This window comes from Mycolicibacterium novocastrense, assembly GCF_001570485.1.
Taxonomy (GTDB): domain Bacteria; phylum Actinomycetota; class Actinomycetes; order Mycobacteriales; family Mycobacteriaceae; genus Mycobacterium; species Mycobacterium novocastrense.
The window spans coordinates 39,811-52,970 of the sequence record NZ_BCTA01000017.1; the positions used below are offsets into that span (position 1 = coordinate 39,811).

14 protein-coding genes are annotated in these 13,160 nt (G+C 68.6%); 3 read left to right on the forward strand and 11 right to left on the reverse strand.

Translation table 11 applies throughout. The features are described from left to right. Positions 1-61 precede the first annotated feature (61 nt). Genes proC through RMCN_RS05075 form a run of 5 tightly spaced genes read right to left on the reverse strand, consistent with a single transcriptional unit; the run spans position 62 to position 4,943 of the window. On the reverse strand, positions 62-943 hold the full coding sequence (gene proC, locus RMCN_RS05055) for a pyrroline-5-carboxylate reductase (protein WP_067387678.1): 882 nt from the start codon (positions 941-943) through the stop codon (positions 62-64). A gap of 58 nt (positions 944-1,001) precedes the next feature. Beyond that, positions 1,002-1,811 (reverse strand): thioesterase family protein, encoded by an 810-nt coding sequence (locus RMCN_RS05060; RefSeq protein WP_067387679.1) that lies wholly within the window; start codon positions 1,809-1,811, stop codon positions 1,002-1,004. A 43-nt stretch (positions 1,812-1,854) separates the two neighbouring features. Continuing rightward, positions 1,855-2,700, reverse strand: a complete 846-nt coding sequence (locus tag RMCN_RS05065) for a sugar phosphate isomerase/epimerase family protein (RefSeq protein WP_064351300.1) — start codon at positions 2,698-2,700, stop codon at positions 1,855-1,857. Positions 2,701-2,715: 15 nt separating this feature from the next. After that, positions 2,716-3,918: an Rv0497 family membrane protein gene (locus RMCN_RS05070; protein WP_067387680.1), complete on the reverse strand. Its 1,203-nt coding sequence runs from the start codon at positions 3,916-3,918 to the stop codon at positions 2,716-2,718. Between the two features lie 26 nt (positions 3,919-3,944). Beyond that, positions 3,945-4,943: a Ppx/GppA family phosphatase gene (locus RMCN_RS05075; protein ID WP_064416570.1), complete on the reverse strand. Its 999-nt coding sequence runs from the start codon at positions 4,941-4,943 to the stop codon at positions 3,945-3,947. A gap of 12 nt (positions 4,944-4,955) precedes the next feature. Here RMCN_RS05075 and RMCN_RS05080 point away from each other — a divergent pair, with 12 nt between their 5' ends. Both RMCN_RS05080 and RMCN_RS05085 read left to right on the forward strand, forming a co-directional pair. Next, on the forward strand, positions 4,956-5,753 hold the full coding sequence (locus RMCN_RS05080) for a DUF3109 family protein (protein ID WP_084377151.1): 798 nt from the start codon (positions 4,956-4,958) through the stop codon (positions 5,751-5,753). Further along, positions 5,750-6,064, forward strand: a complete 315-nt coding sequence (locus RMCN_RS05085) for a YciI family protein (protein ID WP_201028790.1) — start codon at positions 5,750-5,752, stop codon at positions 6,062-6,064. Before RMCN_RS05080 ends, RMCN_RS05085 begins: the two co-directional genes overlap by 4 nt. 13 nt (positions 6,065-6,077) lie before the next feature. Here RMCN_RS05085 and regX read toward each other — a convergent pair whose 3' ends face one another. From regX to RMCN_RS05115, 6 genes are all read right to left on the reverse strand, one after another. Continuing rightward, positions 6,078-6,764, reverse strand: coding sequence for a two-component sensory transduction protein RegX (regX, locus tag RMCN_RS05090; protein ID WP_064351297.1), 687 nt, complete (start codon positions 6,762-6,764; stop codon positions 6,078-6,080). Next, positions 6,761-7,945, reverse strand: coding sequence for a sensor histidine kinase (locus tag RMCN_RS05095; protein WP_067387682.1), 1,185 nt, complete (start codon positions 7,943-7,945; stop codon positions 6,761-6,763). Before RMCN_RS05095 ends, regX begins: the two co-directional genes overlap by 4 nt. Before the next feature lie 137 nt (positions 7,946-8,082). After that, complete coding sequence (locus RMCN_RS05100; RefSeq protein ID WP_067387683.1) at positions 8,083-8,832, reverse strand: phosphoglyceromutase; 750 nt, start codon at positions 8,830-8,832, stop codon at positions 8,083-8,085. A 109-nt stretch (positions 8,833-8,941) separates the two neighbouring features. After that, the gene (locus RMCN_RS05105; RefSeq protein ID WP_064416566.1) at positions 8,942-9,448 is read right to left on the reverse strand and encodes a type III secretion system chaperone family protein; all 507 of its coding nucleotides are present in this window, start codon (positions 9,446-9,448) and stop codon (positions 8,942-8,944) included. Then, positions 9,445-10,773, reverse strand: a complete 1,329-nt coding sequence (gene mshA / locus RMCN_RS05110) for a D-inositol-3-phosphate glycosyltransferase (RefSeq protein WP_064416565.1) — start codon at positions 10,771-10,773, stop codon at positions 9,445-9,447. The genes RMCN_RS05105 and mshA overlap by 4 nt, the downstream gene beginning before the upstream one ends. A gap of 36 nt (positions 10,774-10,809) precedes the next feature. Next, the gene (locus RMCN_RS05115; protein ID WP_067387684.1) at positions 10,810-12,159 is read right to left on the reverse strand and encodes an ROK family protein; all 1,350 of its coding nucleotides are present in this window, start codon (positions 12,157-12,159) and stop codon (positions 10,810-10,812) included. Positions 12,160-12,347: 188 nt separating this feature from the next. Between RMCN_RS05115 and RMCN_RS05120 the strand changes: the two genes are divergently transcribed. Next, positions 12,348-13,106 (forward strand): SDR family oxidoreductase, encoded by a 759-nt coding sequence (locus RMCN_RS05120; protein WP_067387685.1) that lies wholly within the window; start codon positions 12,348-12,350, stop codon positions 13,104-13,106. The last annotated feature ends 54 nt before the right edge of the window (positions 13,107-13,160 follow it).

The window sequence follows — 13,160 nt, forward strand, 5'->3', positions numbered from 1 at the left end:
TACACGAGGAGAATAGCGTGGCAGATGGTGTTACTGCGACGGGTGTGGGCAATTCAATGAATTACTCAGATGTAATTCCGAGCTGCTCAGAGCGCTTTTTCGCCGCCTCGACCGCCCTGGCTACTGCCGCCCGCAGACCGCCCCTCTCGAGTTCCCGCAGACCTGCTGCGGTGGTGCCACCCGGCGAGGTGACCGTGGCGCGCAGCTGAGCGGGCGTGGTGTCCATTCCCGCGCCCGACGGACCGCCGGCGGCACCGCCCGCGGTCCCGGCCCGGTCGAGGCGATCCAGCAACATCGCGGCCGACCCGGCCATGGTTTGTGCGACCAGTTCGGTGGCCGCCGATCGCGTCAGCCCGGCGTCGACGCCGGCGTCGACGAGCGCCTCCACCATCAGGAAGAAGTAGGCCGGGCCCGACCCGGAGATCGCGGTGACCGCATCGAGTTGGGACTCGGGCACCGTGAGCACCCCGCCGACCGCGTCGAAGATCGCCGAGACCTCCTTCATCTGTTCGGGGGTGGCGAAGCGCCCGGGCGCGAGCGCACTGACTCCCCCGCCGACGACCATCGGTGCGTTGGGCATGACGCGGATCACCGGCGCGCCGGCGGGCAGCTTGTTCTCGTAGTACCCGGTGGTGACGCCGGCCGCGACCGTCACGAAAACCTGTTCGGCCGTGTCGCTTTCGGCATTGGTCGCCGCGTCGACGATCTCGTCGACGAGTCCGGCCACGTCGGCGGGTTTGACGGCCACGATCACGTAGGTCGCGTGGTCCACGGCGTTGGCCACCGTCGTCACCAGCACCGAATAGGTGTCGGCCAGGTACTGGGCCCGGTCCGAATCCTTCTCCGCCACCACCAGGTCCTTGACCTGCCGCCCGGCCCGCAGCAGCCCGGACAGCAGCGCCTCACCGATACTTCCGCCGCCGACGATTGCGATTCTGGCCATGCCGGAAGCATTGCAGACGGCCGCCCATCGCGTGTGCGGCCACCCACCGCGGATCGCTTCAGGCCTGCGGAACCATCGCGAGTTGGCGGGACTGCACGACGATGTGGCCCTCGCAGTCGACGACGATGTGGTCCTCGTCGAACCAGTCCTGGCCGATCTGCACGGTCGTGCAGAGCACGCGCAGCCACCCGTCGGCGGGCAGGGTGCGCAGGTATGCCGTCAGCTGGACGGTGGGCGCCCATCCGTACCGGTTGACGCCGAACGTCACGGGGGCCGACACGTCGCCGCACAGCAGCGCGAAAAGCACGTCCGGGGCGCAGCCTTTGGGGCGCACCCAGTACTCGATCACCGGCGGCCCGCCGTCGGACCGCGGTTCCATCGTGGTCAGCGAGGGCCGGATGTCGCAGCCGTGCGCGAGGTGGACGATGTCGGCCATCGGATGGCCCTCGCCGATCGGCTCCAGACCGGGTGGCGGCTCCGGTTGCATCAACGGGATCACGGGATTGACCGAGAGCAGCGGCGCCACATGGTGTTCCGGCTCGCCGAGCGTGATCGCGGCCCGAAGAGCCGTGCGGTCACCCTGGTTGAGTTCGACGTCGATCAGGCTGACGCGACGCCCGCGCTTGCGCACCGTGGTGACCACCTGCATCGGTCCGGGATCGGGCGCCCACAGGAAGTTTCCCGACACCGCGATCGGTTGCACGTCTCCCGCGTGCTCCATCCGCGCGGCGTTCGCGCACAGCGCCAGCATCGCACCGCCGTGCACCTTCGGTCCGATCGTCCAATGTTCGTTCAGCTCACCGTGATACACGCCGTCACCGGCGGGTGTGAGCGCCATGGCGTCGGTGAACAGGGTGGAGCCGGCCATCTGGTGAATCCTTCTGGAAGCGAGTTCGAACGAGGTCAGGGTGTCAGCGCAGCAGATGCCTGCGGGCGAACTGCAACGACTCGACCAGCAGCGCCTCGCGTTCGGCGGCCGTGCGGGCGCCCGATGTGGTCACCTCAAGGATCACATGGCCGTTGAAGTCGCTTGCGGCCAGCATCTCGCACACCTCCACCGTCGGCTGAGTGCCGCGGCCGGGCACCAGGTGCTCGTCGGTCGGGGCGCCGCTGCCGTCACACAGGTGCAGGTGCACCAACCCCTCCCCCATGCGGCGCGCCATCTCGAGCGCGTCGGAGCCGGCGGTCGCGGTGTGCGACAGGTCGAGCGTGTAGTGGGCGTGCTCGCCGTCGAGCGGATCGTAGGACGGTGCGAACGCCGAGATGCCCGGGCCTGGCCGGCCGCCGCGTTTGCGCATGCGCTCGATCGAGCTCTGACCCGCGCCGAAGAAGCGGTCGGCGCGGAACGGGAACATGTTCTCGACGGCGACCATCACCTCGCTGGACGCTTCGAGCTCGGCGACCTGCTCGGAGAAGCCTTCGGCGTAGCGGCGCTGCCAGCGAAACGGCGGGTGCACCACCACGGTCTGGGCGCCCAGCTGCTCGGCCGCCCGCACGCTGCGTTCGAGCTTGGGGATCGGGTTGGCGCCCCACACCCGCTGGGTGATCAACAGGCACGGCGCGTGCACGGAGAGCACCGGAACGTGGTACTTCTCGGACAACCGCTCGATGGCGTCGATATCCTGGCTGACCGTCTCGGCCCACACCATGAGCTCGACCCCGTCGTAGCCGAGCTTGGCCGCGTATTCGAAGGCCGCCTCGGTTCTCAGCGGGTAGACCGAGGCCGTCGACAGACCGACCTTAATGGCTGGACGCACGGGTGATTGGGCGCCTCAAGCCGCCTGCATCAGTGCCAGCGGCCCGAAAGTCACCATCGCCCCGACCGCGACGGCGATCAGTGTGCTGCCGATGTCCTCGGTCTTGCGGACCACGCGCACCCCGACCACCAGGCCCAGGATGACCAGCACGCCGAGCACCAGCGCCACGATGCTGTTCCACTTCCACAGCTGGTCGAACGCGACGAACAGCCCGGCCCCGAACGCGACCGCGACGATGCACTGCCCGACGATCATGGCCCCGCGCAGGAACGACGACATCGCACCCGGACGCGCGGTGTCCTCCTCCTCGTCGAGGTCGAGGTCGCCCGGGCTCAGGCCGCTGTCGCGCCGAGCGACATCGTCGTCGACGTCGGGACCGCCGAACAAGGCGTCGTCGGGGGAACGCAGGTAGGACGGCAGATCCTCGCGCTCGTCGTCGTGCTTCGGCTCGGCCACGGCGACGGCGGCGTCGGCGGCCTCGTCCTCGTCGGCGTCCGGATCGGCCCAGTCGAGCGGGTCCGGGCTCATCTCCTCGGCGCCGACCTGGGCGTCGCTGCGCTCTGCCGACGCGCTGCGACCGAGCATGCCGAAGCGCCGGCGCGCGAAGGTCGAGCGCCGCGGCGGGGCGAAGAAGTCGAGGTCCTCGTCGGCGTCGCGCTGCTCGATGTGGGTCTGGTAGTCGGCGACCGCATCGGCGTAGTCCGTGTCCTCGCCCACGCCGGGCTCGGCTTCGTCGTCGGCCTCGACGTCCTCGACGTCCTCGACGTCCTCGACGTCGGGAGTATCCGCGTCGAGGGTCTCGACTTCGACCTCGGGCGCGTTCTCGTCAACCTCTTCGGCGCCGGGCTCGGTTTCCTCGACGGTCTCTTCGACGTGGTCGACTGCGCCGTTGGTGGATGCCGCGTCAGCAGTCTCGGCGGGGGCGGCCTGCGCAGTCTCGGCGGCGGGTTCGGTGTCCGCGGTTTCCGCGGGAGCGACGGGCTCGGCATCGGCGGGGGCCTCGACCACCGCGGCGGCCGAACGTCCCGTGGCGGGTGCGTCGTCGTCACGGACGATCGGGATCTCACCGGTCAGTTCGGCGACGGTGATGGAGTCGGCACCGCGGCGACGACGGCGCCGCCCGCCGACCGGCGGGGCACCGATCGTGCCGTTGCGCGCCAGCAACTCCGCGACCGAGATGGGTCGCGTGTTGCTGTGATCGTCTTCTGGTCCTGTCATCGTGTGTTGCCTTCGGGCCTCGTCATCTATCGTCCAGCATTACGCACAAATGCCTGCGCTGAGGCCGGATTGTCGGCACCGCCGGCGAAACCGCTGCCATCGGCTTCGCTGTCGAGTCTCCGCAGAATCAGCCCCTCCCGCAACGCCCAGGGGCAGATGTCGACGCTCTCGACACCGAGGGCATTCATGCTCGCCTCAGCGACCAACGCTCCTGCCACGATCTGTGGCGCCCGATCGGCACTCACCCCTTCCAGTTCGGCACGGTCAGCCGCGGTCATCCTAGAGATGAAATTTATGAGCTGCCTTAATCCGGTGGCGGTCAGCGTCCGTTTGACGCGCGGACCCGCCCCCGAGGGCGCCGCGCCGGTCAGCCTGGCCAGCGAGCGGAACGTCTTCGACGACGCGACCGCGAGGTCGGGGGCACCGGGCTTGAGCATCTGGGCCCCGGCGTCGGCCAGCTCGGTGGCCAGCCAGTCGCGCAGCATCGCCACCCGCCGCCTGCCCGGCGGATCGTCCGGGAGCCATTCGCGGGTGAGCCGGCCCGCCCCGAGCGGAAGCGACAGCGCGACCTCCGGCTCCTCGTCGACGCCGTTGGACAGTTCGAGCGAGCCGCCGCCGATGTCGATGTTGATGATGCGTCCCGCGCTCCAGCCGTACCACCGCCGCACCGCCAGAAACGTCAGCCGCGACTCGTCGACGCCGGCGAGCACGCGCAGCGCCACCCCCGTCTCGGCGAGCACCCGGGCGAGCAGTTCCTCGGAGTTCTTGGCGTCACGCACCGCGGAGGTGGCGAACGCCATCAGCTCCGCACAACCGGAACTCGTGGCGATCTTGGCGAATTCGTCGATGGTGCCGATGAGTTTGTCGGCACCCCTGCGGGTGATCTTGCCGTCGCTGTCGATGGCCTCGGCGAGGCGCAGCGAGGCCTTGGTCGAACTCATCGGTGTCGGGTGGCCACCGCGTCGCGCGTCCACCACCAGAAGGTGAACGGTATTGCTGCCCACGTCGAGCACGCCTAATCGCACTCATCCAACTTAATGGGTCTACCGTTGAGAATTGTGACTGCACCGCACCGTGGAGAGGTCGAACTCGATTTCGCCCGTGAGTGGGTCGAGTTCTACGACCCCGACAATCCCGAGCACTTGATCGCGGCCGATCTGACGTGGTTGCTCTCGCGGTGGACGTGCGTGTTCGGCACCCCGGCGTGCAAGGGCACGGTGGAGGGACGCCCGGATGACGGGTGTTGTTCGCACGGCGCGTTCATGTCCGACGACGACGACATCGCCCGCCTCGACGACGCGGTGAAAACGCTGACCGCCGAGGACTGGCAGTTCCGCGAGAAGGGGCTCGGCAAAAAGGGCTACCTCGAGATGGACGAGTACGACGACAAGCCCAACCTGCGCACCCGGAAGTACAAGGGCGCCTGCATCTTCCTCAACCGGCCCGGTTTCGCCGGCGGCATCGGGTGCGCGCTGCACAGCAAGGCGCTCAAGCTGGGCGTCGAACCTCTGACCATGAAACCCGACGTGTGCTGGCAGCTACCGATCCGCCGCACCCAGGAGTGGGTGGAGCGGCCCGACGGGACCGAGATCCTCAAGACGTGGATCACCGAATACGACCGACGCGGCTGGGGTGAAGGCGGCGCCGACCTGCACTGGTACTGCACCGGCGATCCGAACGCGCACGTCGGCAACAGGCGGGTGTGGGAATCCTACGGCCCCGAACTGACCGAACTGCTCGGCGAGAAGGCCTACGCGGAGCTCGCGGCGATGTGCAAGCGGCGCAGCGGATTAGGGCTCATCGCGGTGCACCCGGCGACCCGCTTGGCCGGATGACCGACCCTTCGGGCGCCGCATCGCTGTTCCTGTTCCGGCTGATCCCGCCGAGACCGGATTTCGCCCAGACCATGACGCCGGCCGAGCAGCAGGCGATGGCGGCGCACCAGCAGTACTGGGAGCAACTGCTCGCCGATGGTCGCGTCGTCGTCTACGGCCCGGTCGCCGACCCCGAAGGCGTGTGGGGAATGGGCGTGCTGCGCGCGCGCGACCGCGCCGAGGTGCTCGCGATCGCCGAGCGCGACCCGTCGGTCGCCGCCGGTGTCAACACGTTCGATGTCCTCGAAATCATGGGCGGCACCACGGGTTAGACCGGTGAGGCCACTAGCCCTCGAGTTTGTAGCCCAGGCCGCGGACGGTTACCAGATGTACGGGGTTGGCCGGATCGGCCTCGATCTTGGACCGCAGCCGCTTCACATGCACGTCAAGGGTTTTGGTGTCGCCGACGTAGTCGGCACCCCACACGCGGTCGATGAGCTGGCCGCGGGTCAGCACCCGGCCGCTGTTGCGCATCAGGTACTCGAGTAGGTCGAACTCCTTGAGCGGCATGGTCACCGGCTGTCCGTTCACCGAAACCACGTGGCGCTCGACGTCCATCCGGACCGGCCCGGCCTCCAGTACGCCGTCGCCGATCCCGGTGTCGTCGTTCTCGGCGCCGCGCCGCAGCACCGCACGGATACGAGCGATCAACTCGCGGGCCGAGTACGGCTTGGTGACGTAGTCGTCGGCGCCGAGTTCGAGACCGACGACCTTGTCGATCTCGCTGTCGCGAGCGGTCACCATGATCACCGGAACGCTTGAGCGCGAACGTAATTGCCGACAGACATCGGTACCGCTCATACCGGGCAGCATCAGGTCGAGCAGCACGATGTCGGCGCCGGAGCGCTCGAACTCGGCCAAGGCCGCGGGACCGTCGGTGACGACGGTGGCCTCGAAGCCCTCTTTGCGAAGAAGAAAGGCCAGGGGATCGGCCAAGGACTCCTCGTCCTCCACGATCAGCACACTGGTCATTGGTTTGGATGGTCCTCTCGTTCGTCCGATTCGTGATCGGGATAGGCCGGGATCGACAGGGTGAACGTCGATCCCGTTCCCGGCTGACTCCACAGCCGGATGCTTCCGTTGTGGTTGGCCGCAACGTGTTTGACGATGGCCAACCCGAGTCCGGTGCCGCCGGTGGCCCGGGACCGCGCCTTGTCGACGCGGAAGAATCGCTCGAACACCCGCTCCTGGTCCTCGCCCGCGATGCCGATACCGCGGTCGGTGACGGCGATCTCGATGTTGTCCCCGCGACGCCGCCGACTGATCGACACCGACGACCCGTGCGGCGAGTAGGCGATCGCGTTGGAGACCAGGTTCGCTATCGCGGTGACCAGCAGCGCCTGATCGCCCAGCGCGCGGAAACCGGTCGGCGCGTCGGTGGTGATCTTGATGTCTGCGTTGTCGGCGGGCACCTTGTGGCGCGACAGCGCCTCGGACACCACGGTGTCGACGTCGACGGCCGTGAGGTCGGGCAGGCGCTCGGCGCCCTGCAACCGGGACAGCTCGATCAGCTCGCCGATCATGTTGGCCAGCCGGTTGGACTCGGCGACCATCTTCTCGGCGAATCGGCGCACGGTCTCGGGGTCGTCGGCCGATGCGAGCAGCGCCTCGGCCAGCAGCCCCATCGCACCGACCGGCGTCTTGAGCTCGTGGCTGACGTTGGCGACGAAGTCCCGGCGAGTGGCTTCCATGCGGGCGTATTCGGAGTGGTCGTCGACGTAGACGACGGCGAAGCGGCGGTCCTGGTCGGTCAGCAGCTGAACGTGTCCGCGCACCGACAGGCCGGACCGGCCCGGATTGGCCCGCTTGTGTGCGGTGAGGTCGACGTCGCCGGGCTCGCCGGTGGACAGTGTGCGCTCGGCGGCCCGCCAGGCCCGCTCGTCGAGCAGCCGGTCGCGAACCAGTCCCAGCTCGCGGGCCCGGTCGTTGGCGTACACGACGTCACGGAAGTGGTCGACCACCACGATCCCCGTGGGCGCTCGCGATGCGATGTGGGAGAGCATCTGAGAGACGGTGATGCCGGTCTGCACGGTGGCGCGACGTCGTCTGCGATCCGTGAGACGGGGGCCCGAACGCGCCCCGAGCGCGATTCCGGCCCCCAGAGCGAGCAGTGCGACCACCGCTGCCAGCAGCAGTGCCCAAACGACACTCACGCCGAAATCGTACGCACACGGTGAACGTCATCCCAGCAGCGTGCGGCCAAAACGGGACAACTCACATACCGAAACACCGAAATTCGGGCTCCGGACCCCCGCTGTTCACCGCCCGTTCGCTTGGGACGGCTGACGGACTACTTGGCGCCCTGGGAGGCGACTGCTGCCGCACCGGCGGCGGCGGCCTCGGGATCCAGATAGGTGCCGCCGATGATCGTCGGCTTCAGATCGGAGTCCAGGTCGTAGCGCAGCGGGATGCCGGTCGGGATGTTGAGCCCGACGACGTCCTCGTCGGACATGCCGTCGAGGTGCTTGACCAGGGCGCGCAGCGAGTTGCCGTGCGCGGCGATCAGCACGGTCTTACCCGCGCGCAGGTCCGGTTCGATCGTCGAGGTGTAGTAGGGCACGAACCGCTCGACGACGTCCTTGAGGCATTCGGTGCGCGGCGGACCACCGGGCACGTCGGCGTATCGCGGGTCGCCGTCCTGACTGAAGGTGCTGCCCGGTTCGATCGGCGGCGGCGGCGTGTCATAGCTGCGCCGCCACGCCATGAACTGCTCGTCGCCGTAGCGCTCCTTGGTCTCGGCCTTGTTCAGGCCCTGCAGCGCGCCGTAGTGGCGCTCGTTGAGCCGCCAGTCGCGGTGCACCGGGATCCAGTGCCGGTCGGCCTTGTCCAGGGCCAGATTCGCGGTGGTGATGGCACGGCGCAGCAGCGAGGTGTAGAGCACGTCGGGCTGGCGATCGAGTTCCTTGATCAGTTCGCCGGCGCGCACCGCTTCGGCGCGGCCCTTCTCGGTGAGGTCGACGTCGACCCAGCCGGTGAACAGGTTCTTCTCGTTCCATTCGCTCTCGCCGTGGCGGAGCAGGATCAGCGTGCAGTCACCCATGACGAAATCCTCTCACGGCAGACGGATCGGCCACGCCCCGTCCCGGGTCCGACGAAATGGCGGGTTCTGAACGGCAACACCCGCCAAAACGTCGGTCTGAGTGAGAGGGTCAGTCGTCGTCGTCGATCAGGTGGGCGAATGCCTGCAGGTTCTTCAGCGACTCACCGCGAGACACCCGCCACTCCCACTCCTTCTGGATGGACGAGCGAAAGCCCAACTCCAACAAGGTGTTGAAGTCATTGTCGACGGCTTCGAGCACCTGACCGAGGATCCGGTCGACCTCGTCGGAGGTCACCGATTCCAGCGACATCCGCCCGACGAGGTAGATGTCACCGACGTTGTCGAGCGTGTACGCCACTCCGTAGAGACGGCGGTTGCGTTTGAGCAGGAACCGGTAGACGCCCTCGTGGTTCTCATCGGGTTTGCGGCAGACGAACGCCTCGATGCGCACCGAGTGCTCGCCGATCGACAGGATCGTGTTGGTCTTGAGCCGTCGCTCGCCGGGCAGTTCGACGATGATGCCGGGCAACCCGCCATGCGCACCTTCGTGATACGAGCAGACCAGGCCGTTCTCCTTGCACGCCTCCTCGATGACCTTCGCCGCATTGGAATTCACGCGCGCACCCCCCGCCGCCGCGTGAACCGCCGGCCGGTACGACGCACGCCGTCGCGCATCTGATGGCGCGCCCGGTAGTCGGCGATCGCGCGGCCGTAACTGGCCAGCAGCGCATCGACGGTGCGGGCCCACGAGAACGTCGCCGCGTGCGCCGCGGCCGCGGGCCTGAGGCTGTCGGCACGGCTCAGCACGTCGCCGATGGCGTGCGCCCAGTCGCCGTCGTCGTGCCCGTCGACCAGTGCCCCGGTGACACCGTCGCGCACCGCGACCGGTAACCCACCGACCGCGGCGGCCACCACCGGCGTTCCGCATGCCTGGGCTTCGACCGCGACCAGGCCGAACGACTCCGAGTAACTGGGCACGGCCACCAGATCGGCGGCGCGGTACACGTTGACCAGTTGTTCGCGCGATTGGGGCGGCAGGAATGTCACCCGGTCCGAGATACCCAGATCGTTGGCCAGTCGAACCAGCCCGTCGGGAGCCTGCAATCCGCTGCCGGAAGGACCGCCCGCCACCAGCACGCGAACTCCGGGCAGTTTGGCCGCGGCGCGAAGTGCGACGTCGGGCGCCTTGAGCGGCTGGATGCGCCCGACGAACGCGACCACCTGCTCGCCGGTGTCGAGTCCCAGCGCGGCACGCGCGGCCAGTCGGTCCCCGGGTGTGAACGTCTCGAGGTCGACGCCGGGATGCACCACGTCGATCCGCGACGCATCGGCGTTGTGCACCGAAACCAGTTGCTGTGCTTCGTGTTCGGTGTTGACGATCAACCGGTCGGCTTCGTCGACGACCTGCTGCTCCCCGACCGCGCGCAGCGGCGGTTCGGGTGAGTCGCCCTCGGCCAGCGCCGCGTTCTTGACCGCTGCCAGCGTGTGGGCGGTGTGCACCAGCGGCACCGCCCAGCGGTCGCGGGCCAGCCAGCCGACCTGACCGGACAGCCAATAGTGCGAATGCACGATGTCGTAGTAGCCCGGTTCATGCGTCGCCTCCGCGCGCAGCACCCCCGCGGTGAACGCGCACAACTGGGTGGGCAGGTCGTACTTGTCGAGCCCCTCGAACGGGCCGGCGACCACGTTGCGCACCAGCACACCGGGAGCGACCCGCACGGTCGGCTGGTCGGCCGAGGAGGTCGCTCGCGTGAAGATCTCCACTTCGACTCCGCGGCGAGCCATCTGCAGGGCGCTCTGGAGCACGTAGACGTTCATGCCGCCCGCGTCACCGGTGCCGGGCTGGGCCAACGGCGACGTGTGCACCGACAACACGGCGACGCGCCTGGGGACCGGAAGTCCGGCGGCATCAGAACGGGACGGATCCGTTGCTAGGCGCACACAGACATGTCTACACCGTCGGCCCGATGCGCCGGGCTACGCAGGGACCTCGGGCCTGGCTTCGGGTCTGCGCAGTTGCGCGCGCCGCATGGCCCCGATCGGATCGGCGTACAACCCGCCCAGCGACACCACGCCCGCGCCGGCCTCCTGGACGCGGTTGCCGAATACGGTGAGCCGGATCTCGCGGGCCGGCATCACCGACCGCTGCGCGAACGCGGCTTCCACTGTGGCCATACCTTCGGGGTACTCGGTGAACGCCTGACCGCCGACGACGAGGTCGTCGGGGTTGAGCATGTCGCGCAGCAGGGCCACGGCCTCACCCAACACCCGGGCGCGCTCGGCCAGCAGTTCCTGCGCCGGCCGGCTGCCCTGACGCGCGGCCTTGAGCAGCGCCTGCATCGTCGAGCCCGGCCCCTCGAGCGGGATGATGCGCGCCCTGCGAGCGGCGATCAGCACCGCCTCGTCGCTGACAGTCGACTCCAATTGGCCGGTGCCGCCGAGTAATTCGGAGTGTGCGGGCAGCGCGGCGATGGTGCCCGGACCGCTGGCCGGGGAGTGCACGCGCCCGTCGATGGACAGCGCGTAGCCGACGGTCTCCCTGGCGTAGACGTACAGGCTCGTGCCCGCTGGGGCGAGCAACGTTTCCGGCCACGTGGGCGACGGTTGCCTGCGCGCCCCCAGCAGGAGTTCGGCGCCCGCCATCGCGTCGACGTGCGAGGCCACCGACACCGGCAGTCCGATCGCCTCGGCGAGCACCGGCCCGATCGGTGCGTCCGACCATCCGAGCCGCGGGTGGTCCAGGTACCCCGTCGTGCTGTCGACGACGCCGCCGGCCGCCACACCGACCCACAGCGGGCGCCGGCGATGCCAGCGACTCAGGTAGCGACGGGCGCTGCCGGCCAGCGACGTCAGCGCCGCGGCCTGCGGGCCCCGCGGGGTGGGGGTCTCCACCACGTCGAGGGTGCGGCCGAACAGGTCGGTGGCGACGATGCTGGTGGTTTTCGCGCCGATGTGGACGCCGAGCGTGAGGTACGGCTCGTGATTCACCTCGACGGGCACCCGGGGCCTGCCGATCGCTCCGGAGACCGCGAGGTCTGCGCGTTCCCGCAGCACACCGGCCTCGAGCAGTGCGGTGACCTGTCGGTTGACGGTCGCGATGCTCAGCCCGGTGACCTGAGCGATGACATCACGGGCGATGGGTCCGCGCAGGCGGGCCGCACTGAACACCGAGGCGGCGGCCGCGTCGGCGACCTTCAGCGACGGTGCGACGATCCGCGTGCGGGCCTGGGGGTACCGGCCGGTGACGGGCGTCAGCGCGCGCTTGGCGTGTTGCGCGCTGCGCACGGGAGATTTCGCGGGGAGGGTGGTGGTGGAAGAAGTACGCATCTGCTTGTCCTTGGGGAGAATTCGGCCGGCGGGGGTGTTCGGGCCACACCGGGCGTTTTCGGCAGGACAGCGATGTCGTCTACGAAACAGTCAGGCGCGGCGAGGCGTGCAACAACCACACGCACACCGCGTACAGGCCTGACCGGACAACACGGGGTGAACTTAGCACGCCAATTAGAGTTGGGCAGATGACGACTTTCCAGGGCGACGGTCGTGTCGCAGTGGTTACCGGCGCGAGTGCCGGTATCGGTGAAGCGACCGCGAGAACCCTTGCCGCACAAGGCTTTCACGTGGTGTGCGTGGCCCGGCGCGAGGGGCCCATCAAGGCCCTCGCCGACGAGATCGGCGGCACCGCGATTGTGGCGGACATCACATCCGAGGAGGCGGTGTCGGCGTTGGCGGCAGCGGTGGACCGGGTGGACGTGCTGGTCAACAACGCCGGTGGGGCCCTCGGGCTCGATCCGGTCGCAGAGGCCGTCACCGAGCACTGGCGCTGGATGTGGGAGGTCAATGTGCTCGGCACGCTGCTGGTGACCCGCGCGCTGCTGCCGAAACTGATCGCCTCGGGCGACGGCCTGATCGTCACCGTCACCTCGATCGCGGCGGTGGAGATCTACGACAACGGCGGCGGTTACACCTCTGCCAAACACGCCCAGGGCGTGCTGCACCGCACGCTGCGCAGCGAGCTGCTCGGAAAACCGGTGCGCTTCACCGAAGTTGCGCCCGGCATGGTGAAGACGGACTTCTCGCTGAACCGGTTCGAGGGCGACGAGGACCGCGCTGCCAAGGTCTACGAAGGCGTCACTCCGCTGGTGGCCGAAGACATCGCCGAGATCATCGGCTTCGTCGCCAGCCGACCGTCGCATGTCGACCTGGACCTGATCGTGGTCCGGCCGCGCGATCAGGTCAGCGGGGCCAGCGGATCGCGGTTCAACCGAAGCGTCTGAAGAATTGCTTTGACGTTCGCGTGAATCATTGAGCCGCAGACGTTATCTTTCCAC